This is a genomic window from Aromatoleum tolulyticum (genome assembly GCF_900156155.1).
Lineage (GTDB): Bacteria > Pseudomonadota > Gammaproteobacteria > Burkholderiales > Rhodocyclaceae > Aromatoleum > Aromatoleum tolulyticum.
In genome coordinates this window covers 501,645-522,812 of sequence record NZ_FTMD01000001.1, presented here as the reverse complement: position 1 = coordinate 522,812, position 21,168 = coordinate 501,645, and the positions used below count along the sequence as shown (strand labels likewise).

20 protein-coding genes are annotated in these 21,168 nt (G+C 65.5%); 9 read left to right on the top strand and 11 right to left on the bottom strand.

From position 1 onward, the window contains the following. Window positions 1-54 precede the first annotated feature (54 nt). The 5 genes from hbdA (at window position 55) to hbdR (ending at window position 5,618) form a co-directional block, all read left to right on the top strand. A complete protein-coding gene (gene hbdA, locus BW991_RS02395; protein WP_084204922.1) occupies window positions 55-1,629 on the top strand; it encodes a 3-hydroxybenzoate--CoA ligase HbdA in 1,575 nt (524 codons plus the stop codon). Between the two features lie 439 nt (window positions 1,630-2,068). Further along, complete coding sequence (locus BW991_RS02390) at window positions 2,069-2,815, top strand: SDR family NAD(P)-dependent oxidoreductase (protein ID WP_076600480.1); 747 nt, start codon at window positions 2,069-2,071, stop codon at window positions 2,813-2,815. Window positions 2,816-2,956: 141 nt separating this feature from the next. Continuing rightward, window positions 2,957-3,775, top strand: a complete 819-nt coding sequence (locus BW991_RS02385) for an enoyl-CoA hydratase family protein (RefSeq protein WP_076600479.1) — start codon at window positions 2,957-2,959, stop codon at window positions 3,773-3,775. Window positions 3,776-4,073: 298 nt separating this feature from the next. After that, window positions 4,074-4,829: an enoyl-CoA hydratase/isomerase family protein gene (locus BW991_RS02380; RefSeq protein WP_076600478.1), complete on the top strand. Its 756-nt coding sequence runs from the start codon at window positions 4,074-4,076 to the stop codon at window positions 4,827-4,829. Window positions 4,830-4,928: 99 nt separating this feature from the next. After that, window positions 4,929-5,618 (top strand): HTH-type transcriptional regulator HbdR, encoded by a 690-nt coding sequence (hbdR, locus tag BW991_RS02375; protein ID WP_483188939.1) that lies wholly within the window; start codon window positions 4,929-4,931, stop codon window positions 5,616-5,618. Between the two features lie 100 nt (window positions 5,619-5,718). Here hbdR and BW991_RS02370 read toward each other — a convergent pair whose 3' ends face one another. Continuing rightward, entirely contained in the window at window positions 5,719-6,039 is a 321-nt protein-coding gene (locus BW991_RS02370) for a type II toxin-antitoxin system YafQ family toxin (protein WP_076600476.1), read from the bottom strand. Continuing rightward, a complete protein-coding gene (locus BW991_RS02365; RefSeq protein ID WP_076600475.1) occupies window positions 6,011-6,289 on the bottom strand; it encodes a type II toxin-antitoxin system RelB/DinJ family antitoxin in 279 nt (92 codons plus the stop codon). Before BW991_RS02365 ends, BW991_RS02370 begins: the two co-directional genes overlap by 29 nt. A 411-nt stretch (window positions 6,290-6,700) precedes the next feature. Between BW991_RS02365 and BW991_RS02360 the strand changes: the two genes are divergently transcribed. From BW991_RS02360 to BW991_RS02350, 3 genes are all read left to right on the top strand, one after another. After that, on the top strand, window positions 6,701-7,456 hold the full coding sequence (locus tag BW991_RS02360) for a nuclease-related domain-containing protein (RefSeq protein ID WP_084204926.1): 756 nt from the start codon (window positions 6,701-6,703) through the stop codon (window positions 7,454-7,456). 105 nt (window positions 7,457-7,561) lie between these two features. Continuing rightward, window positions 7,562-9,043, top strand: a complete 1,482-nt coding sequence (locus BW991_RS23985; RefSeq protein ID WP_212566845.1) for a hypothetical protein — start codon at window positions 7,562-7,564, stop codon at window positions 9,041-9,043. A 5-nt stretch (window positions 9,044-9,048) separates the two neighbouring features. Next, window positions 9,049-9,447 carry a hypothetical protein gene (locus BW991_RS02350; protein WP_076600474.1) on the top strand — a complete coding sequence of 133 codons (399 nt, stop codon included), beginning with the start codon at window positions 9,049-9,051 and terminating at the stop codon, window positions 9,445-9,447. 227 nt (window positions 9,448-9,674) lie between these two features. Here BW991_RS02350 and BW991_RS02345 read toward each other — a convergent pair whose 3' ends face one another. The 9 genes from BW991_RS02345 to gpmI all read right to left on the bottom strand — a co-directional run bounded on the left by BW991_RS02345 (window position 9,675) and on the right by gpmI (window position 20,061). Then, complete coding sequence (locus tag BW991_RS02345; RefSeq protein WP_076600473.1) at window positions 9,675-9,926, bottom strand: AbrB/MazE/SpoVT family DNA-binding domain-containing protein; 252 nt, start codon at window positions 9,924-9,926, stop codon at window positions 9,675-9,677. Between the two features lie 84 nt (window positions 9,927-10,010). Continuing rightward, window positions 10,011-11,207, bottom strand: coding sequence for an efflux RND transporter periplasmic adaptor subunit (locus BW991_RS02340; protein ID WP_076600472.1), 1,197 nt, complete (start codon window positions 11,205-11,207; stop codon window positions 10,011-10,013). A 4-nt stretch (window positions 11,208-11,211) separates the two neighbouring features. Beyond that, complete coding sequence (locus BW991_RS02335; protein WP_076600471.1) at window positions 11,212-13,575, bottom strand: ABC transporter permease; 2,364 nt, start codon at window positions 13,573-13,575, stop codon at window positions 11,212-11,214. 2 nt (window positions 13,576-13,577) lie between these two features. Next, window positions 13,578-14,324, bottom strand: a complete 747-nt coding sequence (locus tag BW991_RS02330; RefSeq protein ID WP_076600470.1) for an ABC transporter ATP-binding protein — start codon at window positions 14,322-14,324, stop codon at window positions 13,578-13,580. 237 nt (window positions 14,325-14,561) lie between these two features. After that, window positions 14,562-15,233 carry a transglutaminase-like domain-containing protein gene (locus BW991_RS02325; RefSeq protein ID WP_076600469.1) on the bottom strand — a complete coding sequence of 224 codons (672 nt, stop codon included), beginning with the start codon at window positions 15,231-15,233 and terminating at the stop codon, window positions 14,562-14,564. A gap of 78 nt (window positions 15,234-15,311) precedes the next feature. Then, window positions 15,312-15,911, bottom strand: a complete 600-nt coding sequence (locus BW991_RS02320; protein ID WP_084204921.1) for a lipocalin family protein — start codon at window positions 15,909-15,911, stop codon at window positions 15,312-15,314. A gap of 284 nt (window positions 15,912-16,195) precedes the next feature. Then, on the bottom strand, window positions 16,196-17,824 hold the full coding sequence (locus BW991_RS02315) for a methyl-accepting chemotaxis protein (protein WP_076600468.1): 1,629 nt from the start codon (window positions 17,822-17,824) through the stop codon (window positions 16,196-16,198). Between the two features lie 194 nt (window positions 17,825-18,018). Further along, on the bottom strand, window positions 18,019-18,417 hold the full coding sequence (gene arfB / locus BW991_RS02310; protein WP_076600467.1) for an alternative ribosome rescue aminoacyl-tRNA hydrolase ArfB: 399 nt from the start codon (window positions 18,415-18,417) through the stop codon (window positions 18,019-18,021). After that, window positions 18,418-20,061: a 2,3-bisphosphoglycerate-independent phosphoglycerate mutase gene (gene gpmI / locus BW991_RS02305; RefSeq protein ID WP_076600536.1), complete on the bottom strand. Its 1,644-nt coding sequence runs from the start codon at window positions 20,059-20,061 to the stop codon at window positions 18,418-18,420. Window positions 20,062-20,210: 149 nt separating this feature from the next. On the opposite strand from gpmI, the gene BW991_RS02300 reads away from it, so the two are divergent. Continuing rightward, on the top strand, window positions 20,211-21,110 hold the full coding sequence (locus BW991_RS02300) for a LysR substrate-binding domain-containing protein (protein WP_076600466.1): 900 nt from the start codon (window positions 20,211-20,213) through the stop codon (window positions 21,108-21,110). Window positions 21,111-21,168 lie beyond the last annotated feature (58 nt).

The window sequence follows — 21,168 nt, the reverse complement described above, 5'->3', positions numbered from 1 at the left end:
GCCTTGCTCCCCGGCGTGCCCGCCGGGGATCCCTTCGGTCGTCCTGGAGCAGACATGAGTTTTGACAATACCGCGCGCTGCGGCGCGATGAACGCCGCCGACGAGATCATCGGCCGTCCCCTCGCGCTGGGCCTCGCCGGACAACCCGCGATCGTCGGCGCCGGCCGTTCGGTCACCTACGGCGAACTCGATGCGCTGGTCAATCGCACCGGCAACGCGATGAAGGCGCATGGCGTCGCCCGCGGCGAGCGCGTCCTCTTCCTGATGGACGATTCGCCCGAGATGGTGGCGGCCTACCTCGGCACCATGCGCATCGGCGCGGTCGCCGTGGCGCTCAACGTGCGCCTCGCCCCGCGCGACGTGCGCTACGTGATCGAGGACAGCGACTGCCGCCTGCTGTTCGTCGATGCCGAGTTCGCTCACCTCTACCACGAGATCGCCGCCGAGCTCGCGAACCCGCCGCAGCTCGTCGTGCGCGGTGCCGCGCCACGCAGCGGCGGCGTGCCGCTCGACGAGTTCCTCGCGGGGCAGCCCGAGACGCTGGCATCCGAGCCGGCCGCGCCCGACGACATCGCCTTCTGGGTGTATTCCTCGGGCACGACGGGGCGGCCCAAGGCGGTGATGCACGCGCACGCCTGCGTGCTGATCGCCGAGCGCATGGAGGCCGAGTACTTCGGCGTACGTCCCGGCGACCGCATCTTCGCCACCTCGAAGATGTTCTTCGGCTGGGCGCTGGGCCATTCGCTGATGGGCGGGCTGCGCTGCGGCGCGACCGTCGTCGTCGCCGCCGGCTGGCCCGACCCCGTGCGCATGATCCAGGTGGTCGAAGAGCATCGCCCGACGATCTTCTTCAGCACGCCGGTGATGTACCGCAACCTGCTGCGCGAAGGGGCAGGGGGGAGCGAGGCCTTCCGCGACGTACGCCATTTCCTGTCGGCCGGCGAAAAACTGCCCGAGACGCTGTACCAGTCCTGGCTGGAAGCGACCGGCAAGCCCCTCGTCGACGGCATCGGCGCCTCGGAGACGATCTTCCTCTTCCTCGTCAATGACGGGGGCGTGCAGCGGCCCGGCTCCTGCGGCAAGCCCGTGCCGTGGGCCGAAGTGCGCCTCGTCGACGAGACCGGCGGTGACATCGTCGAGCCCGGCGTGCCCGGCCAGATCGCGATCCGCATGACTTCGCAGTTCAGCGGCTACTGGAAGCAGCCCGAGCAGACGAAGCGCGCGCTGCGCGACGGCTGGTACTTCCCCGGCGACATGTTCAGCTTCGACCGCGACGGCTACTGGTACCACAACGGCCGCGCCGACGACATGCTGAAGATCTCGGGGCAGTGGGTGAGCCCGTCCGAGATCGAGGCCTGCGCGATGACCGCGCCCGGTGTCGCCGAAGCCGTCGTCGTCGGCGTGCCGCAGGAGGACGGCCTGACCCGCCTCGTGCTGGTGGCCGTGGCGAAGGAGCCCTCGGCGAGCCATTCGCGGCTGTCCACGCAGGTGCAGGACACCCTGATGGCCAACCTCTCGATCTACAAATGCCCGCGCACGGTGCGTTTCGTGGACGAGCTGCCGCGCACCGCGACCGGCAAGATCCAGAAATTCCGCCTGCGCGAGCTGCTCCAGGCGGGGCGGCTGTAGGGGCGCCCGGCCGCCTGTCGGCCCGTGCCACGGGCGTTGCACGCACGGACGTAGGGCGGGAGGAGCGCAGCGTATCCCGCCAATCCCAACGCCGAAGGCCGCCCAATCGCCGCATGGCGGGATCCCCCTTCGGCTCCTCTTGCCCTACGCAAATGATTGAGCATTCATTTCAAACGGCCGGATCTCCGGCCGTTTGCATTCATGCGTCGGGCATCGGGATGTCCGTGACAACGCGTTAGCACAAGCGGCCACTGTGCGAATGCGGTTCTTCCGATTTTCGCGTAAAGGGGTTGACTAAATTCAGTGACTGAACAATCATTCATTCAACTGCCGGTGTCGCAGAAAACACGACACTGCAGCAAACAGGTAGCGGGGCGACGTTCGCGGCGATAGCCGGGCGCCCCGGAAACGCAAGACGGGTGAATCAGGAGACAGACAAATGAACCTGCAAGGCAAAACGGCCGTCGTCACCGGCGGCGCATCGGGGATCGGGTATGCGACGGCCGAGACACTGGCCCGGGCGGGCGCGAAGGTCGTGATCGGCGACATCGACGCGGACAAGGGCGCGGCTGCCGCCGGCCAGCTCGCGGAGCAACACCTCGACGTCGACTTCGTCCGGCTCGACGTGACCGACATCGACTCCATTCACGCCTTCCGTGACGAAACCTATCGCCGCCATCCCCAGGTCGACATCGTCGCCAACGTCGCCGGCTGGGGCAAGATCCAGCCCTTCATGGAAAACACGCCGGACTTCTGGCGCAAGGTCATCGACCTCAACCTGCTCGGGCCGGTGGCGGTGTCGCACGCCTTCCTGCAGCAGATGATCGAGCGCGGCTCGGGCAAGATCGTCACGGTGTCGAGCGACGCCGGCCGCGTCGGCAGCCTCGGCGAAACCGTGTATTCGGGCGCCAAGGGCGGCGCGATCGCCTTCACCAAGTCGCTCGCCCGCGAAGTCGCGCGCTACAACATCAACGTCAACTGCGTGTGCCCCGGCCCGACCGACACGCCGCTGCTGCAGGCGGTGCCCGAGAAGCACCGCGAGGCCTTCATCAAGGCCACGCCGATGCGCCGCCTCGCCAAGCCGTCCGAACTCGCCGACGCCGTGCTGTTCTTCGCCAGCGACCGCGCGAGTTTCGTCACCGGCCAGGTCATCAGCGTCAGCGGCGGTCTCACGCTCGCAGGATGAGTGAATGTTCAGTCGCAGGAGTGTCTTCCTGTCGGTTTCACGAGGTGATGTCAGGTTGATTGCTGCACGGTAACTCCCTCCCCTTCAAGGGGAGGAAAGCAGGCTCCACACACCTACCCGATTTGTCTCAAGGAGAATCACATGTGCAAGCTCAAAGCCGCCGAATGGCGTCCGGAACACTTCAAGCTCGAAGTCGCCGACCGTGTCGCGACCATCACGCTCAACCGCCCCGAGCGCAAGAATCCGCTCACCTTCGAGAGCTACGCCGAACTGCGCGACACCTTCATCAAGCTGCAGTACGCCGAGGACGTGCGCGCGGTCGTGATGACCGGCGCCGGCGGCAACTTCTGCTCGGGCGGCGACGTGCATGACATCATCGGCCCGCTGACCAAGATGGACATGACCGGCCTGCTGGCCTTCACGCGCATGACCGGCAACCTGGTCAAGGAAATGCGCAACTGCCCGCAACCCATCATCTCGGCGGTCGACGGCGTGTGCGCCGGCGCCGGCGCGATCATCTCGATGGCCTCCGACCTGCGCTACGCGACGCCGGAAGCGAAGACCGCCTTCCTGTTCGTGCGCGTGGGCCTTGCCGGCTGCGACATGGGCGCATGCAGCATCCTGCCGCGCATCATCGGCCAGGGCCGCGCCTCCGAGCTGCTCTACACCGGCCGCTCGATGAGCGCCGAGGAGGGCCGCGCCTGGGGCTACTTCAACGACGTCGTGCCGGCCGAGAAGGTGCTGGCGAAGGCGCAGGAGATGGCGCTGTCGCTCGCCAACGGCCCGGCCTTTGCGCATTCGATGACGAAGAAGTGCCTGCACCAGGAATGGAACCAGACCATCGAGCAGGCGCTCGAGACCGAGGCCGAAGCCCAGGCCATCTGCATGCAGACGCAGGACTTCACGCGCGCCTACAACGCCTTCGTGAACAAGCAGGTGCCGAAGTTCGAAGGCAATTGACGTTCCGGCGCACCAGGCGGCCGTCCCCGCCGCCCGGTTGCGTCCTGTCGTACGGTCGCGCGTGGTGCAGCCAAGCGCCGGCCGTTTTCCCAGGGGCGTCGCGTCAACGGCCGGTGCGTTCCTGCCAACGATATCTCCTCCGATGTGCGCAGAGGCCGGCGACGCCCCGTTTTTTTCAAGGCGCGAATCGAACACACAACCGTTCGCCTGAGCCTGTCGAAGGGCGCTGCCAGGGCTTCGACAGATTCAGCCTGAACGGTCCCTGCTTGACGGGGCACAGGCTCCAGAGGACACCGCAATGATTTCGCTGAGAATCGATGATTCCGTCGCAACCGTCACGCTCTGCCGCTCGCCGGTCAATGCCATCAACGAGGACTGGATCGACACATTCGACCGCATCCTCGCCGAACTCGAGCACACGCCGCGCGTCAATGTGCTGTGGATCCGCAGCGCCGAGCGCGTGTTCTGCGCCGGCGCCGACCTCGACGTGATCGGCTCGCTGTTCGGCACCGAAGCCGGGCGCGTGAAGATGATAGACATCACGCGGCGCATGCAGCAGCTCTACGCCCGCCTCGAACGCCTGCCGCAGGTCACGATCGCCGAGATCGGCGGCGCAGCGATGGGCGGCGGCTTCGAGCTCGCGCTCGCGTGCGACCTGCGCGTCGTCGCCGACACCGCCAAGGTCGGCCTGCCCGAGGCGCGCCTGGGCCTGCTCCCGGCCGCGGGCGGCACGCAGCGCATGACGCGCATCTGCGGCGAGGCCGTCGCGCGGCGCCTGATCCTCGGCGCCGAGGTCGTCGGCGGCGCGGAGGCCGTGAAGCTCGGCTGCGCGCACTGGGTGGCTCCGGCCGCCGAGCTGGAGGACTTCACGCGCGCCATCGTCGCGCGCATCGCCGCCCTTCCGGCGCTGGCCCTGTCCGAGTGCAAGCGCTGCATCACGGTCGCGGTGGAAGGCAATGAAGACGGCTACGCAGTCGAACTCGCGGGCAGCGCGGCGCTGCTGGCGGACGGCGAAACGCAGGCGCGCGTGCAAGGCTTCCTGAACCGTCAGTAAGGCCGGGGTGACGGCGACGCGGAAACCCGGCTGCACCGGTGGCACAATACGGCGTACGGCCCGATGCCGGACAGTTGTGGCAATGGTTCACCCGAGGGAATGGACATGAGTTCAGCAGAAAGCGTCAAAAGCGTCGTGACGGACCCCAAGCTGGTCGAGGAGCGCCGTCACCAGATCATCAGCGCGGCCACCAAGCTCTTCTCCGAGCAGGGCTACTACACGACGACGATTCTGCAGATCGCCCGCGAAGCCAAGGTCAGCACCGGCCTGATCTACCAGTACTTCGGCGACAAGGACGACATCCTGTTCCTGACGCTGAAGAACGTGCTCGACACCTATGAACAGGAAATCCCGCGCCAGATCGAAGGTCTGACGCATCCCGTCGAGCGCCTGTGTCACGCGGTGTGGGCCTACTGCGCGGTCGTCGACGCCCAGCGCGACGCGACGGTGCTCGCCTACCGCTCGACCAAGTCCCTGCGCGCCGACCGGCGCGTGCTGATCAAGGACGGCGAGACGCGCACCAACCGCATGATCGAGAAGTCGATCCGCGCGTGCACCTCCGGCGGCTTCATGCGGCCGGTGAACGAATATCTACTGTGCTACCAGATCGTCAATTTCGCCCACGCCTGGGCGCTCAAGCACTGGGCCTTCGTCGACCGCTTCAGCCTCGCCGAATACGTCGAGGAAGGCCTGCTGCTCCTCGTCGAACCCTTCCTCACCGCCAAGGGCAAGACCGCAATGGCGAAAGTCCCGCGGAGCGCCGAGGCGCTGGTGCGCGAACCCACCTGAAGCTGCGCAGTGCGGGGCGCAAGCGGCAAACATGGACCGATGACCGGCTAACCATAGCGACCAGAAGCGGGAATTTGTCCTACTGTATTTGCGGCCGTCGTCATTCCTCGAACAGTTCCGAATGCGTGCCCGCTCGCACAAAGATGATGACATCCCCATCCAGGCGGTAAATCAGCAGAAAGTCGCCTCCTATGTGACATTCCCGGTGATCAGCCCAGTCGCCCTTTAGTGGGTGATCAAGCGACTCGGGGCCAAGAGGCGCATCGCTGGCGACGAGAAGCAGCATCGCCTCTTTCAGACGCTTGAGGTCATAACGGCCCGAGCGGGAAAGGCGGTCCCAGTCTTTGCGGAAGGTCTTGGTGTAGTCGCACGCCCTGGGCGGCGTGGCCCGCTTACTGCTGGCGGGTCTTTTGGAGGTCATCGATCAGGGCGTCAGCAGACTCAAAGCGCGCAGCGCGGGCCTTCATCATCGCGCGGGCTTCTTCCATCGCCGCACGAGTCTGTGCATTCGGAACCTTGAGTTCCAGCGGGAACGCCTGATCGTTGACAACGCGCTTGAGCAGGATACGCACCGCATCCGACACAGACAGCCCCATGGCTTCCAACGCCTCGCTGGCTTGCGCCTTGAGTTCATCGTCGACCCGGACGTGCAGCATCGTGGAGTGGGCCATGGCTGAATCCTCCTTATCTGTATACGTGCAGTCTGTATCTCTAATGCGATACAGTCAAGCGGCAGGCGCTCGGGGGCGGGGGGCTCGGAGGGGGCTTGGCGTGGGGGCTCCGTTCCGACGCTGTCCCGCCCAAGTGCACTTTTCCTCCTTCGTCATATGTGTGCGAATGTAAAATGCACGCTCAAACGCCATCGACATGAACACGTAGTCATCGTCCGAGCTGCCCGTTGACCCCGTGCCCTATCCGATCGAATGGCGACGGATGACAACGGAGAACGGATTCGCGACATGGCCAAGTTCCTCAACACCCGCGTCACCAACTACTTCCTCGAAGAACTGATCAAGCCCGCCAAGGATCGCCTGATCCTGGTCAGCCGTCGCCATTGATCCGGCGTCCGCAACGTGATCGACATGACCCCGGTCCTGGCGCCGCTCTGGAACGCCGCCTGGTTCCTGATCATCGCGGCGGTGATCGCCGGCATCCTGCGCTCGCCCATCGTCAAGGGCTGGTTTGGTGAAGCGCAAGGTGCCCTCGCCAAGCACCTGCTGCTCGACAAGAGCATCTACACCACCCTCAACAACATCACCATTCCGACCGCGAACGGCACCACCCAGATCGACCACGTCGTCGTCTCGAAATACGGCATCTTCGTCATCGAGACGAAGAACATGAAGGGCTGGATCTTCGGCGACGAAAAGAGCGCGCAGTGGACGCAAAACATTTACGGCCGAAAGTTCCGCTTCCAGAACCCGTTGCGCCAGAACTACCGCCACATCCGCGCCCTCGCCGACTTCCTCGAACTCGACGACACCCACTTCCACTCCGTCGTGATGTTCTGGGGCGATGCCAAATTCAAGACCGCGATGCCGGAAAACGTCATGACTTCCGGTTACACGAGCTACATCAAGCGCAAGCGGAAAGTGCTCTTTTCCGACGATGACGTCCGCTCCATCGTCGCAGCGATCCAGACGGGGGCGCTGCCGAAAACCTGGGCCACAAGAACCGCGCACGTCGAATCGCTCAAGGCCAGACATTCGAGCACGACGACGTGCCCGAAGTGTTCCAGCGACCTGGTGTTGAGGACGGCGAAATCGGGGGCGAATGCGGGGAAGCAGTTTTATGGATGTTCTAGCTTTCCCACGTGCCGGTATATGCGGAATGTTTGAAGGGATTTCGATGAACTAGATGTGGAAACGTGCAATTGACGCTGCGCGATAAACTTGTACAGCGTCTCTGACCTTGAACGTTGGGCCTTAATCGAGGAAGAATAGATGGCAGCCGAGATAACTTTTATCGAACAAAATGCTCCGATTGATGAGTATGGACGCGCACTGTATGCGGTGAGCCGGTCAGTCCTTAGGGCGCTGCTCGATTCCCTGTCGAATGAAGATCTTACGGATCTCAATACCCCGCTTGAGGAGGTTCGTATGCGTCAACTTGCTAAGGTCGTGCGACTGGAGCGGGATAAAGGCATGAAGGGCGATGGATTCGAATGGGCAGTCCACGAAGCGTTAATGGGAGGCGAGCCTTCGGTGCTGGGTCCTATCAGTCACGCGTTGCGTAAAGCCTCAAAGTTCGTAAAAGACGCTCCTCCAAGTTCGCTCTTATTCGGGTATGAGCGTGCCAAGTACCTTGGTTTCTTGGATGCAGTGGTAGATGAGGCAGGCAACGATTCATTCTTGTTGCCCGAAGGGAGTGGAAGACCGTTCAAGTTCGGTCCATGGGTCTCCAAGGCCGCGTTGGGCGCGGCCTCCGAACCAATGCTCAATGAGCGAATTAAGAAGATCTGGAAGACGGATCTGTTTCTTTCTGCTGAAGGCGATCCGCGATATTTTGCAGCGACTGTCAAGTCGAACTACGCCCTCTTAGAAGGAGGTCGCGGTCTTCGAGTCGGGATCGTCCCGGAGTCAACGCACGCCGGAAATCACAGCGGAGTTCGATACAGCCAAAAGCATGGGCTCTGGCTGGTTTCCCTTGCCGATCCAAATGGATTCATGGGAATGTTTGCAGACGCATATCATGCAATGGGGCGCGCAATGTGTACTCTCGGAAAACAACCTCCTCCCGTTTATTACGTCAAACCAACCGCTAAGGCGCAGCGGGTTCAGGAGCAACTTGAAAAATATCCGGATGCAAAAGTTATGGATATTGAAGATGCATTGAATGAAGCGGCGCAGCAGGACTTGGTGGCTCAGAGGCATCAACTTATCGGTGTTAACGCACCGGATTGGCTACACATTAAGCAGATGGCGCCGAAAGTGATTTGCCCCAATCGTCTAAATGCCTGTCTAGGCGCCTCAATTAATGAGTACCTGACTATGTTTCGTGGGCAGAAGGTGTTCAAGCGCGGAAACGATATGCTGGAGTATAGATTACTACTTTTGATTGAAACCGCATTCAATGGGGTCATACCTGATGAGAGAACCGTTAGCAGTCTATTTCAGACGACATTGACAGAGAGCCGCTCACTCATTCGCGCAGTAATCTCAAAGTACCAGTATCAGCTTAGAAGCTATGTTGCGCGCACTCTCAGTGCGTCACTTACAGCTGCAAGTCGGCAGACCAATGGGCAAGACTATACAGTCGTGATTAATAGCCAGAACGTAGTTGACGAGTTGAATAAATCCCTCGCCGACATTGATGGGAGCCTCTCGCCCGTCGGCAAGAAGAAAGGCAGTGTTTCGACGTACGAAATATCGCCGTCTTCCTATAACCGGCTGTGCTCGAAGTTCGGTGTCCATCCGAATCCGTGATAGCAATGAGCGATCTACTCTCAGCGTCAAGCCTGCTTATGGCTATCGCAGCAATACTGTTTAGTCTTTGGTATGCAGAGATTGCAAAAGCGCTTGAAACAGCGCCGAGGCCGTACAAAGAGGACAACGTTGCAGCTAGAAAGATAGTAACCTCGGTGCTTCTTGCCAAAGCCTTGCCCGTCGCCATAATGGCGCTTGCGGTTGCAATAATCTTTACCCCGGACGCTTTCAAACTCGGCACGGAGTCCTTTCTAGCGTACAGGCGGAGTGGCTATGCGGCACTTGAGAAGTACGACGCGGTTCGTACTGCCTACTGTCTCGTAACGATCCTGTCTGCCGCGCTTGCGATATATATGTGGGCGCTGGTTGCAAAACTTTGGTTGCTTCGCAAACAACTTAGTTAGGCGAATTTGGGGAGAAATGGGGTTAGACTCGATTTTCCGCGATTTTCTCGTCGAATACACGCCGAAAACGGCGCGTCGTATCCGCTATCCGCCAGCCTCTTTCTGGTGACGAATCGCCAAGATGATCACATCTTCGGCGCCGTCGCAGGGGAAAAAGGGGTCAGACTCGATTTTTCCACGCACGCGCCAGTCGAAGGATTTCGGCTGAACGAACTGGACGCGCCTGCTTACCACCGCTCGGCCCCCACCTCCGGGCGCGCCATGGCCTCGCCGCCATGGCGCTGCGAATCGAAACGCGCAAGCCGCTGCTCGAGGCTCAGGTTCTCCCGCGCGAGCGGGGTTATCACGACGCGGCCGTCCTCGACCGTGATTCGCACCTGCTGGCGGGCATTCAGGCGAGCCTCGCGCACTACGGCCGCGGGCAGGCGCACGCCAAGGCTGTTGCCCCAATACTTGATGGCGACAATGGCTTCGGTCATGACGGTCATCCGGTGGATGTATTTAAAGGCAGTATAAGCATCGGGCCGGTTGGCACATGTTCTTGGAAGGGGGCGCGGAGTGAGTCACCGCCCGCTCACCTTCACCCCATCCCGTAGCCGGTCATCCGGATGCACGACCACGCTAGCGCCTTCCGCGAGTCCCGACATCACCTGCGCCGCGAGCCCGTTGCGCTGGCCGGTGTCGACGCGCCGGCGCACCGCGCGGCCTTCCTCGACGGCGAACACCGCCCAGCCTTCGCCGTCGCGAAACAGCGCGCTCGCGGGCACCTGCAGCACATCCTCTTCTTCCCACAGCACGAAGCTCGCCTCCACGCGGTAGCCGTCGCCGAGGCGCTGCCACTGCTCGGCCGGTGACGTGAAATCGACGATCACCCACACGCGCTGTTCCTCGACGCCCAGCGCCGACACCTTGGTGAAGCCGGCCGGCTCGACGACGCGCACCTTGCCTTCGAGCGCCCCTTCGCCGCCCCAGCGCTCGAACAGCACGCGCGTGCCGGGGCGGATGCGCACCGCGTCGGCGGAGAGCACGTCGACCTCGACTTCCAGCGCGCGCGGATCGCCGATCTCGATCAGCGCCTGGCCGACCTCGACCGCCCCTTCGCTTTTGCGCGGGATCTTCAGCACCCGCCCGGCGACTGGCGCACGCACCAGCAGCGGGTCGCCCCGCCCGCTGGCCGCGGCGTAGCCCAGCGCGGTGCGCGCGGCTTCCAGCTCGTGACGCGCAGTCGCGACGTTGAAGCGCGCCGAGCGCAGCTCGGCTGCGGCGCGTTCGTCCTCGGCTGCGGCGCGGTCCTCGGCGTCCAAGGTGACGTGGCCGGCGGCTCGCAGGCGGCGGATGCGTTCCAGCTCCCTGCGCGCGAGCGTCGCGCCGGCCTCGGCTGCCTGTACGCGCTGCCCGACCGCCGCGAGGTTCGCCTGCGTCGCCGCGACCCGCGCCTCGGCCTCGGCGCGCCGGCGCGCGTCCAGCACCTCGGAGCGCTGCGCCTCCAGCACGGCCAGCGCGTCGCCGGCCTCGACCGCGTCGCCCACCTCCAGCTCGATGCGCCGCGCGTAGCCGTCGACCGGCGCGGCGACGACGTAGCGGTCGGCGACGCGCGTGCGGCCTTCCTGTTCGACCGCGACGCGCATCGGCGCGCGTACCGCGCTGCCCAGATCGACGACTACCGGCTGCGGCCGGAAGCCGGAGTAGAGTCCCCACGCGATCGCCGCGACGATCAGCGCGAACACGATCTGCCTGCGCCACTGCACCTTGGTCTTCATTTCCTCACTCCGGTGTCTTCAATACGGCGACGAGATCCAGATGGTCGAGGCGCCGCCGCACCACGAGCCCCGACAGCGCCGCCGACACGAGCACCACCGCGACCGCGAACGCATAGGTCTGCGGCACCAGCACGACCGGCACGCGGAACAGCTCGGTCTGCATCGTGTGCGCGATGTAGTAGCACATGCCCTCGCCCAGCCACAGCCCGACCGGGATCGCGGCGAGCGTCAGGATACCCAGCTCGCCGAGCAGGATGTAGCCGATCTCGCCGCGCGTGAAACCCAGCACGCGCAGGCTCGCGAGCTCGCGCCCGCGCTCGGTCAGCGCGATGCGGGCGCTGTTGTAGACGACGCCGAAGGCGATGATCACGGCGAACACCGTCGATACGTAGGTGAAGAACAGCATCGTCTCGTCCATCAGGCGGTTGAAGTTGCGGATCTCCTGCACGCGCTCGGCGACCCCGGCGACGCGCGGGATGCCTTTCAGCTCGCCGTACAGCGCGTGCAACTGCGCCGCATCGACGGCCAGCCACGCGCCCGAAATCGTCGGCCCCTCGTGCATGAAGTGGTTCAGCGCCGTGAGCTCCATGTAGGCCGACACGCCCAGGTACTCCTTCACCAGCCCCGCGACCGTCGCCTCGCGCAGCGGTCGGTTGCCTTCCATCACCTCGACGACGATGCGGTCGCCGGCGCGCACGCCCAGCATCTTGCCGAGATGGTCGGTGAGCAGGATGCCGTCCGCAGGCAGCGCGACCTGCCGCAGGTCTGCGTCGAGCAGACGCTGCAGCTCGCCGCCCGCCTCGATGCCGCGGATTGCCGTGCGGTGTTCCAGATGCCCGTGGCGCAGGCGCACCGGCACCGAGCGGAATACCTCGACGTGTTCCACCGCCGGCAGGCCCATCAGGTCGAAGCGCGCGCGGTAGGCGGTGGGGTCGGTGAACGCCACCGACAGGTCCTCGCGCTGCGCCATGCCGTAATGCACGTTCATCATGTAGCCGACGGTGTCGCGCTGGAACAGGCCGGTCAGGATGATCCCGCACGCGAGCGCGATGCCCACCACGGTCAGGGCGGACTTCAGCGGCCGGCGCCAGATGTGGCGCAGGATCATGCGCGTCGGCTGCGACAGCCAGCGTTTGAGACCCAGCTTCTCGATCGCTGTCTCGCGGTAGCGCGCCGGCGGCTCGGGCCGCATCGCCTGCGCGGGCTTCAGGCTCGCCGCGCGCCACACCGCGACGACGGTGCCCGCGCCGGCCGCAATGAGGCTCGCGCCCGCGGCCTCGACGATGGTCATCGGTTCGAGGCTGAACTTCAGCCACGGGAAGTAGTAGAACTCCATGTAGATCCGCGACAGCGCCGCCCCCAGCCACACCCCCAGCACCGTGCCGCCGAGGACCCCCGCGCCGGTGATCACCGCGACGAGCTTCAGGTAATGCAGCATCACCGCCGCGTTGCCGTAGCCGAAGGCCTTGAGCGTCGCGATCTGCTCGCGCTGCATCGTCACCAGCCGCCCGATCACGACGTTGAGCAGGAAGGCCGCGACGCCCATGAACATGGTCGGGAACAGGCTCGCGAGCGTGCCGAGCTGGTCCAGCTCCTGGTCCAGGAAGCGGTGCGAGCGCTGGTCCTTGCGCGCATACGCACCGAGGCCGCCGAAGGGCGTGATCAGTTCATCGACGCGATCGATCACGTCCTGCGCGTCCGCGCCGGGGCGCAGGCTCAGCGCGAGGTCGTTGAACGCGCCGTCGAGATCGTAGGCCTGCCCCAGCGCCTTGCGCCCCATCCACATCACGCCGTAGCGCTTGGTGTCGGGAAAGGCCGAACCGGGCCGCAGCTGCTGCACGAACTCGGGCGACAGCGCGGTGCCGACCACCGTCAGCGCCTGCCGCCGGCCGTTGAGGATGGCGTGGAAGCGGCTGCCCGGATGCAGCGTGTGCGCCTTCGCGAACGGCGTGCTGACGACCACCTCGTCGGGGCGGCCGGGCAGCGGCAGCCGGCCCTCGCGCAGGTGCAGGCCGTTGAGGCCGTGCGGCGCGTCGTCGGCGAGCGACACCATCAGCGCGGTGACGGGCTCGACGAAGTCCGGCATGTCGAGCCGCACCTGCTCGACCACGCGCGTCTCCGCGCGCTCCACGCCGGGAAGTGCCGCCAGGCGCGCGCGCAGCGACTCCGGCGCGCGCTTCAAGGTCGCGAACACCTCGGCGAAGCGGTACTCGCGGTAGTAGGCGTCCTGGGTCACGCGCAGCGCCCCGAGCGTGGACAGGAACATCACGTAGGTGCCCACGCCGCACATCACCACCAGCGCGATCGCGATTGCCTGCCCGCGCATGTGCCACAGGTCGCGCCACAGCTTGCGGTCGAGCGCGCGCATCGCTACCAGCTCAACTCGGACGCGGCTTTGCGGCTCGCGTTGCGCTCGATGCGCACGACGTGGCCGTCGCCGAAATGCACGACGCGGTCCGCCATCGCCGCGATCACCGCGTTGTGGGTGATCACCACCGTCGTCGTCCCCAGCTCGCGATTCACGCGTGCGATCACCTCCAGCACCATCACCCCGGTCTGCGCATCCAGCGCGCCGGTCGGCTCGTCGCACAACAGCACCTGCGGCCGCTTCGCCACCGCGCGCGCAATCGCCACGCGCTGCTGCTCGCCGCCCGACATCTGGCTCGGGAAGTGGTCCATGCGCTGCGCGAGCCCCACCAGCGCCAGTGCCTCTTCGGGCGTCATCGGGTGCTGCGAGATCTCCGTCACCAGCGCGACGTTCTCGCGCGCGGTCAGGCTGGGGATCAGGTTGTAGAACTGGAACACGAAACCGACATGCTCGCGCCGGTATTGCGTCATCGCCGCGTCGTCATCGACGGTCAGGTCGTGGTCCGCATAGCGCACGGTGCCGCTCGTCGGCGTGTCCAGCCCGCCGAGGATGTTGAGCAGCGTCGATTTGCCGCTCCCCGACGGCCCCAGCAGCACGACGAGCTCGCCCGCGACGAGGTCGAGATCGACCCCGCGCAGGGCTTCCACGCGCACCTCGCCCATCTGGTAGATCTTGGTGAGGCCGCGCGCCTCGAAGATCGGGCGCGGAGAGGACGCAACGAGCGGGGGAGGGGCGGACTGCTCCGGCATGCGTTGCTCCGGCTGTGGCTACGCCGGAAGCATAGCGCGGAGCCCGGCGCTTGTGACCTCGACCGCGTCACGCGGAGGGTTACGCCTGCACGCGGGCTATTGACCCGGCAAGCAAACACCGTTCGGGCTGAGCTTGTCGAAGCCCTGCCAGTGCCCTTCGACAGGCTCACGGCGAACGGTTGTATTCCGCCTTAACAACCGTTCGATTGCCGGATCACCCGCTGCGCGGCCGCGCGCCTACGCGGGCTGGTTTTCCCGTTCCACGTCCGCGAGGAAATCCGCCGCCCGCAGCTGCTCGGCCTGCTCCAGCCACAGCGGGTAATGCGTGTGGAAATCCGCGGCCATCTGCGACAGCGGCACGTCGGGGAAGTGGCCGCGCTGATGCACGTACTCCATGTGCTTGTTGCCGCTGCGGTCGAACGCGTGATAGATCGAGTCGCTGCGGCCGTCGAATTCCAGCGGCAGCAAGCCGAAACGCTCGCACAGCGCGAGGTTGAACGCCGGCGTGGCCTTGTACCACGCGTCGTCGATGAGGATCTCGGTGTAGCCGTGCCAGCGGTACAGATCCGACCCGATGGTCTGGCGCATGCGTTCGGTGCTGAGGTGGTTGCGCACGTCCGCGTAACCCAGGCGCGCGGGAATGCCCGCCGCGCGGCATACGGCGGCCAGCAGCGTGGCCTTCGGCACGCACCAGCCGGAGCCCGTGGCGATGACGCTGCTCGCCTTCATCCCGGTTTCGGACAGGTCGATGCGATAGGGGTCGTAGCGGAAGCCGTCGCGTACGGCGTAGTACAAGGACACCGCGCGCTCGCGCACGTCGTTGCCGCGGCAGTGTTCGCGCGCGAAGGCGAGGACTTCGGCGTGGTCGCTGTCGATCAGTGCGGTGGGTGAAAGGTATGTATTGGTCATTGAACTGTCCAATGATTGACTATGCAACTATATACCTTCCGACAGAGCCTGTCGAAGCCCCGGCGCCGGGTCCCGCCATCAGTCCTGCTGACGCGTCATCTCCAGCCGCGACAGGTCGAAGCCCCGGGCTGCGAGGCGCGCGCGCAGCGCCTCCAGGGCCTGAGGTTGGACGGTCGGCGTGCGCGACAGGATCCACAGATACTCGCGTTGCGGTTCGCTCACCGCCGCGAGGCGGTAGTCCGCGTCGAGGTCGATCACCCAGTAGTCGCCCCAGACCCAGGGCAGGAAGGACAGCCACGCGGGGGCGAAGCGCACTTCGAGACGCGGCGAATCGGCCGCGCCGATCTGGCGCGCGGTGCCGATCGCCTCGTCGACGCGCCCCTCGGCCGTGCGGCAGCGGTTGGCCACCTGCACCCGTCCGTCCTCCTGCAGGCGGTACTCGGCCAGGGTGAAGCCGACGCAGTGGCGCTGGAAGCGGTTCGGATACTTGGCGATCTCGTACCACGTGCCCATGTAGCGCGGTACGTCCAGCGCGGCGATGGTTGCGAGGGCGGCCGGCGGCGCTTCCGCATGCACCGCCGAAGCCTGCGTGCCCAGCAAGGTCACTGCGAGCAGGGCTCTCAGGATGGCGCGGCAGGTGGAGGTGCGGCTGGCGGTCGAATGTTGTGCGGGCTTCATGATTGCGGCCGGCGAAATGGAACATGTTAGCTCAGGCGTACCTTGCGGCGTGCCACGGCGGCGCTGCGACCAGGGCGATCGCACGAAACCGCGTAGGGCGGGAGGAGCGCAGCGCATCCCGCCAATCCATGCGCAAGAATCTGCCTGAACACCGCGCGCCGGAATACGCTACGCCGGTCCCGCGCTACGATCCTGACCTATTGCCCGACGCAGGCACAGGTCAAATGGCAAGACCGGGCCCGCGCGAGTGAATTCACGGCAACCTGCCTCCTCGCTCCTGTCGATCAGATCCGGAACTTCTCGACCGTCGTGTTGAGCTGGCCGGACACCTTGCGCAGCTCTTCCGCGGCCTCCGCGGTCTGCCCGGCCGCGGCGGTGTTCTCTTCGGCCATCTGGGCGATGCACTCGATGTTCTTGGCGATGTCGGTCGTAACCGCGGTCTGCTCGGACATCGCACTGCTGATCTCGGCGAGTCCGGTGCGCGTTTCGAGCGCCGAAGCCTCCGCGTGGTTAAGCACCGCCGCAACCTTGCTCATCAGAGTCCTTGCGGCGTCCAGTCGTTCGCGGCTCGCGCTCATGGCGCTCTCGACGGCTTCGCCCTGCGTGGCGATGCGCTGCGTGTGTACATTGATCTCGTTGGCCGTATGGCCCGACTTCTCGGCGAGCTTTCGGACTTCATCGGCGACCACCGCAAAACCGCGGCCCTGTTCTCCCGCCCGCGCCGCCTCGATCGCGGCATTGAGCGCGAGCAGGTTGGTCTGGTCGGCAATCTCACGCACTTGCTGGGTGAGGTTGGCGATGAACTGGGTCGCGTCGACGAACTCGTCGAGGGTGCCGTTCGCATCCTCGACGGCACTTTGCACCTTTTCGAGCTCGACGCTCAGGTGATCCGTGTGCACTGCGCCGTCGTGCTCTTCCGCAACGCTGCGCTCGCCAAGCTCCCGCACGCCATGCGTGCTGTCGGCCACGTGCGCGATGCTGACGGTCATCTGTTCGACCGCGGCGCTCATCGACGACGCCGACTCGCTCTGGTGCTCGGTGCTCGAGCGCACCTGCTGCGCCGCAATCGCCAGACGTTCGGACGTTGCCGCGACGGCCTGCGCGTCGCGCTGGATCGCGCCGAGGCTCTCGCGCAACGCCGTCAGCAAGCGTTGAAAGGCCGACGACATGCCGCCGATCTCGTCCTTCGACGCGTAGCTGTAGTTCACCGTCAGGTCGCCGTCGCGGGCGACTTTCTCCATGACAGCGTCGAGCCGGCGGATCGGTCCCGTGACGTAGCGCCGCAGGATCACGGTCGCGAGCAGGAGCGCGAGCGCGAAGATGCCGGCCAGAAGCCCGGCATGCCTGACGAGCCCGCGACGAAACGCCGTCTCGATGTCGTCCGTATAGACGCCCGTGCCGACGATCCAGTCCCAGCGGGCGGCTTGCTTCACGTACGAGATCTTGGGTTGCGGCTCGGTGTAGCCGGGTTTGGGCCACATGTAGTGGAGCTCGCCACCCTGCCGGCCGATCTCGGAAAAACGCACGAAGATGTGCTGGCCGCCGGCGTCCTTGAAGCCGCTCAGGTCCTTGCCGTTCAACTCCGGCTTGATTGGATGCGCAAGCATCCGGGCCTTGCTGTCCTGGATCCAGAAGTAGTCGCCATCGCCGTAACGCATCTTGCCGATGGTCGTTGCGGCGATCTGGCGCGCCTCCTCCTCGGTGAGCGTGCCGGCGTCGGTTAGCACCGCCTGCTCGTTGATGACGGTGACGGCCTGTTCCACCAGCGCCTGAATGGCAGTGAGGCGGTCGCGATACATCCGCTCGCGCTCGCCGTAGATCATGAATGCGACGCCGACGGCAACCAGCAGCATCGTGAGGCCGAGCACCAACCCGATCTTTCGTGCGACGGGAACGTCCTTGAATTGAATCACAATCGACTCTCCTGTTTCAGCGTCCCGCTGTTCGGCCCGAACAACGGGTGTGGAAACATATTGTTACTCAATTCCTAAACCGCATTCCGTCTTTGCGCAAGTCTTATGACGTTGATCAATGTCGTTTCAATGCTCTACATATGCCTCGATGATTGTTTCCGGGAATCCCGGCTGTCTCGGCTTGCGCATCTACTTTAAACACCACGCCGTCCGGCCTTGATCAGCGCGCGGTGCGCCTTTCCTTCGAGGCGTTTCTTGACCGACGCGCGCGTCGGCCGCGTCGGGCGGCGCTCCTTGGGCACCTCGGCCGCCCGATTGACGAGCTCTTCGAGCCGGCGCATGGCTTCGGCGCGGTTCTTCTCCAGGCTGCGGAATTTCTGCGCCTTGATGATCACCACGCCGTCCTGGCTGATGCGCCGGTCGCCCAGCGCCGCGAGCCGTGCGCGCACCGCCTCGGGCAGCGACGAGGCCCCGATGTCGAAGCGCAGGTGCACCGCGTTCGACACCTTGTTGACGTTCTGGCCGCCCGCGCCCTGGGCGCGGATGGCGGTCAGCTCGACCTCGTCGGGTGCGATGACAATGCGCGGTGACACTCAGCGCACGTCCAGCAGGCTGGCGTCCCAGGCGGCGTGCTTGTCGAAGCCGATGAGGTTCGCGACGGTGGCCGCGATGTTCGACAGCCCCGCGCCTTCGACCGCCTTCAGCGCCAGCTTGCCGCCGCTGACGTTGTCGTAGAGGATCAGCGGCACCGGGTTGAGCGTGTGCGCAGTCTTGGCCTTGAACGAGCCGTCGGGGTTCTGCGCCGGCTGCTTGGTCTTCTTGTCGAGCTCGAACATCTCGTCGGCGTTGCCGTGGTCGGCGGTGATCAGCGCGATGCCGCCGGCCGCGTCGATCGCGGGCAGCAGGCGTGACAGCGCGAGGTCGACGGCCTCGACCGCCATCGTCGCGGCGCGGAAGTGGCCGGAGTGGCCAACCATGTCGCCGTTGGCGTAGTTGCAGCGCAGGACCTTGTACTTGCCCGACTGGACCGCGGCGATCATCGCGTCGGTGATCTCGGCGGCCTTCATCCACGGACGCTGCTCGAAGGGCACGACGTCGCTGGGGACTTCCTGCCAGGTCTCGCCGTCGAACTTGTTCGAGCGGTTGCCGTTCCAGAAGTAGGTCACGTGGCCGAACTTCTGCGTCTCGGAGCACGCGAACTGCGCGACGCCGCTCTTGGCGAACCATTCGCTCATGGTGTCGCGGATCGCCGGCGGATCGACAAGGAAGCGCTTGGGCAGCTTCAGGTCGCCGTCGTACTGCAGCATTCCCGCATAGGTCACCTTGGGGGCGCGCACGCGATCGAACTTGTCGAACTCCGCGCCTTCCTCGAAGGCGCGCGTGATCTCGATCGCGCGGTCGCCGCGGAAGTTGTAGAACACCACCGCGTCGCCATCCTCGATCGTGCCGACCGGCTGGCCGTCCTTGCCGATGACGAAGGCAGGCAGGTCCTGGTCGATCGTGCCCGGATGCTTCTCGCGCAGCGCGCGAACGGCCTGCGAGGCGCTGGCGAACTGTTCGCCGCGGCCCAGCACGTGGGTGTGCCAGCCCTGTTCGACCATCTTCCAGTTGGCGTCGTAGCGGTCCATGGTGATCGTCATGCGCCCGCCGCCCGAGGCGATCTGCGCGTCGAAGCCGCCCGCCTGCAGTTCGGCGAGGAAGGCTTCGAAAGGCTCGAGGTATTCGAGCGCGCTGGTCTCGGGCACGTCGCGGCCGTCGAGCAGCGCGTGGATGCGCACTGCCTTGACCCCTTCGTCGCGCGCGCGCAGCACCATCGCCTTGAGGTGGTCGATGTGGCTATGCACGTTGCCGTCGGAGAACAGGCCGATGAAGTGCACCACGCCGCGGCCTGCCTTCGCGCCGGCGACGACCTGCTGCCACGCCTCTCCCTGCCAGATCGCGCCGGAGGCAATCGCATCGGCGACCAGCGCGGCCCCCTGCGCGTAAACCTGGCCCGCGCCGATCGCGTTGTGGCCGACTTCCGAGTTGCCCATGTCCTCGTCCGAGGGCATGCCGACCGCGGAGCCGTGCGCGCGCAGCAGCACGTGCGGGTAGCGGGCGAACAGCGAGTCGAGCGTCGGCTTCTTCGCGGCGGCGATCGCGCTGCCGACGTCGCTCTTGGGAACGCCGTAGCCGTCCATGACGATGACGACGACCGGGCCGGCGATGCCGGGGAAGGACGGGAGCTTTTGCAGCATGCTGGGGATTCCTTCGTTGCGGGGGCGGAAATCCGACATTTTACTGAAGGTGCCGGCGGTGTTTCGTATGAGATCGTTGCGGCGGTCGGATTCGTGCGATTGCCCCGGACGTCTGGCGAGGCGCCGACGGAGCCCGTATCCTGATTCCCGTGATCGCCCGCAAATACCTCTACCTCCTCGCCCTCGCGCGCGAGCGGCATTTCGGCAAGGCCGCCGAGAGCTGCCACGTGTCGCCGTCGACGCTGTCCGCGGCGATCCGCGACCTGGAGGACGAGCTGGGCGTCGCGCTGGTCGTGCGCGGGCAGCGCTTCGCGGGGCTCACCCCCGAGGGCGAATGCGTCGTCGCGCACGCGAAGCGCGTCGCGGCCGGGGCGGAAGACCTGCGCCACGAGCTCGGGATGCTGCGCGACGGGCTGCGCGGGCCGCTGCGCATCGGTGTGATCCCGACCGCGCTGCCGGTTGTCGCGTCGCTCACCGGGGCCTTCGCCGACGCGCACCCCGCGGTCGCGATCGAAGTACGCTCGGCGAGCACGCAGGCGATCCTCAACGCGCTGCGCAACTTCGAACTGGAAGGCGGCGTCGTGTATGCGCATTCCGCCGACGCGGCGGACCTGCAATATTGTGCGCTGTGGCGCGAACAGCTCGTGTTCGTCACGGCCGCGTCCGCGCCGCCGGCCGACGAGGCGATCGCGTGGGAGGTGGCCGCGCGCCAGCCGCTGTGCCTGCTGTCGCGCGACATGCAGAACCGCCAGACCATAGACCGCGTGTTCGAGAGCCTCGAGTGCACGCCGCACGTGGGGCTGGAGACGAACTCGATCCTCAGTCTCCTCGCGCACGTTCGCACCGGACGCTGGTCTACGATCCTGCCGCGCAGCGTGTTGGGCCTCGTCGGCGCGCAATCGGAACTGCGCGCGCTGCCGCTGGTGAAGCCCGCAGTCGCGTGGGAGACGGGCCTCGTGACGCTCCGGCGCGAACCCGCTTCGCCGCTCGTCGATGCCCTGCTTGCGGCCGCCCGCACGCTCGCCAGACCGTTCGGAAAAAGCGAATAGGCCTTCGGCAGAAACCGCTTTCCTCGCCGGCGAAGCTGCACTAATGTTCCGCCGACTT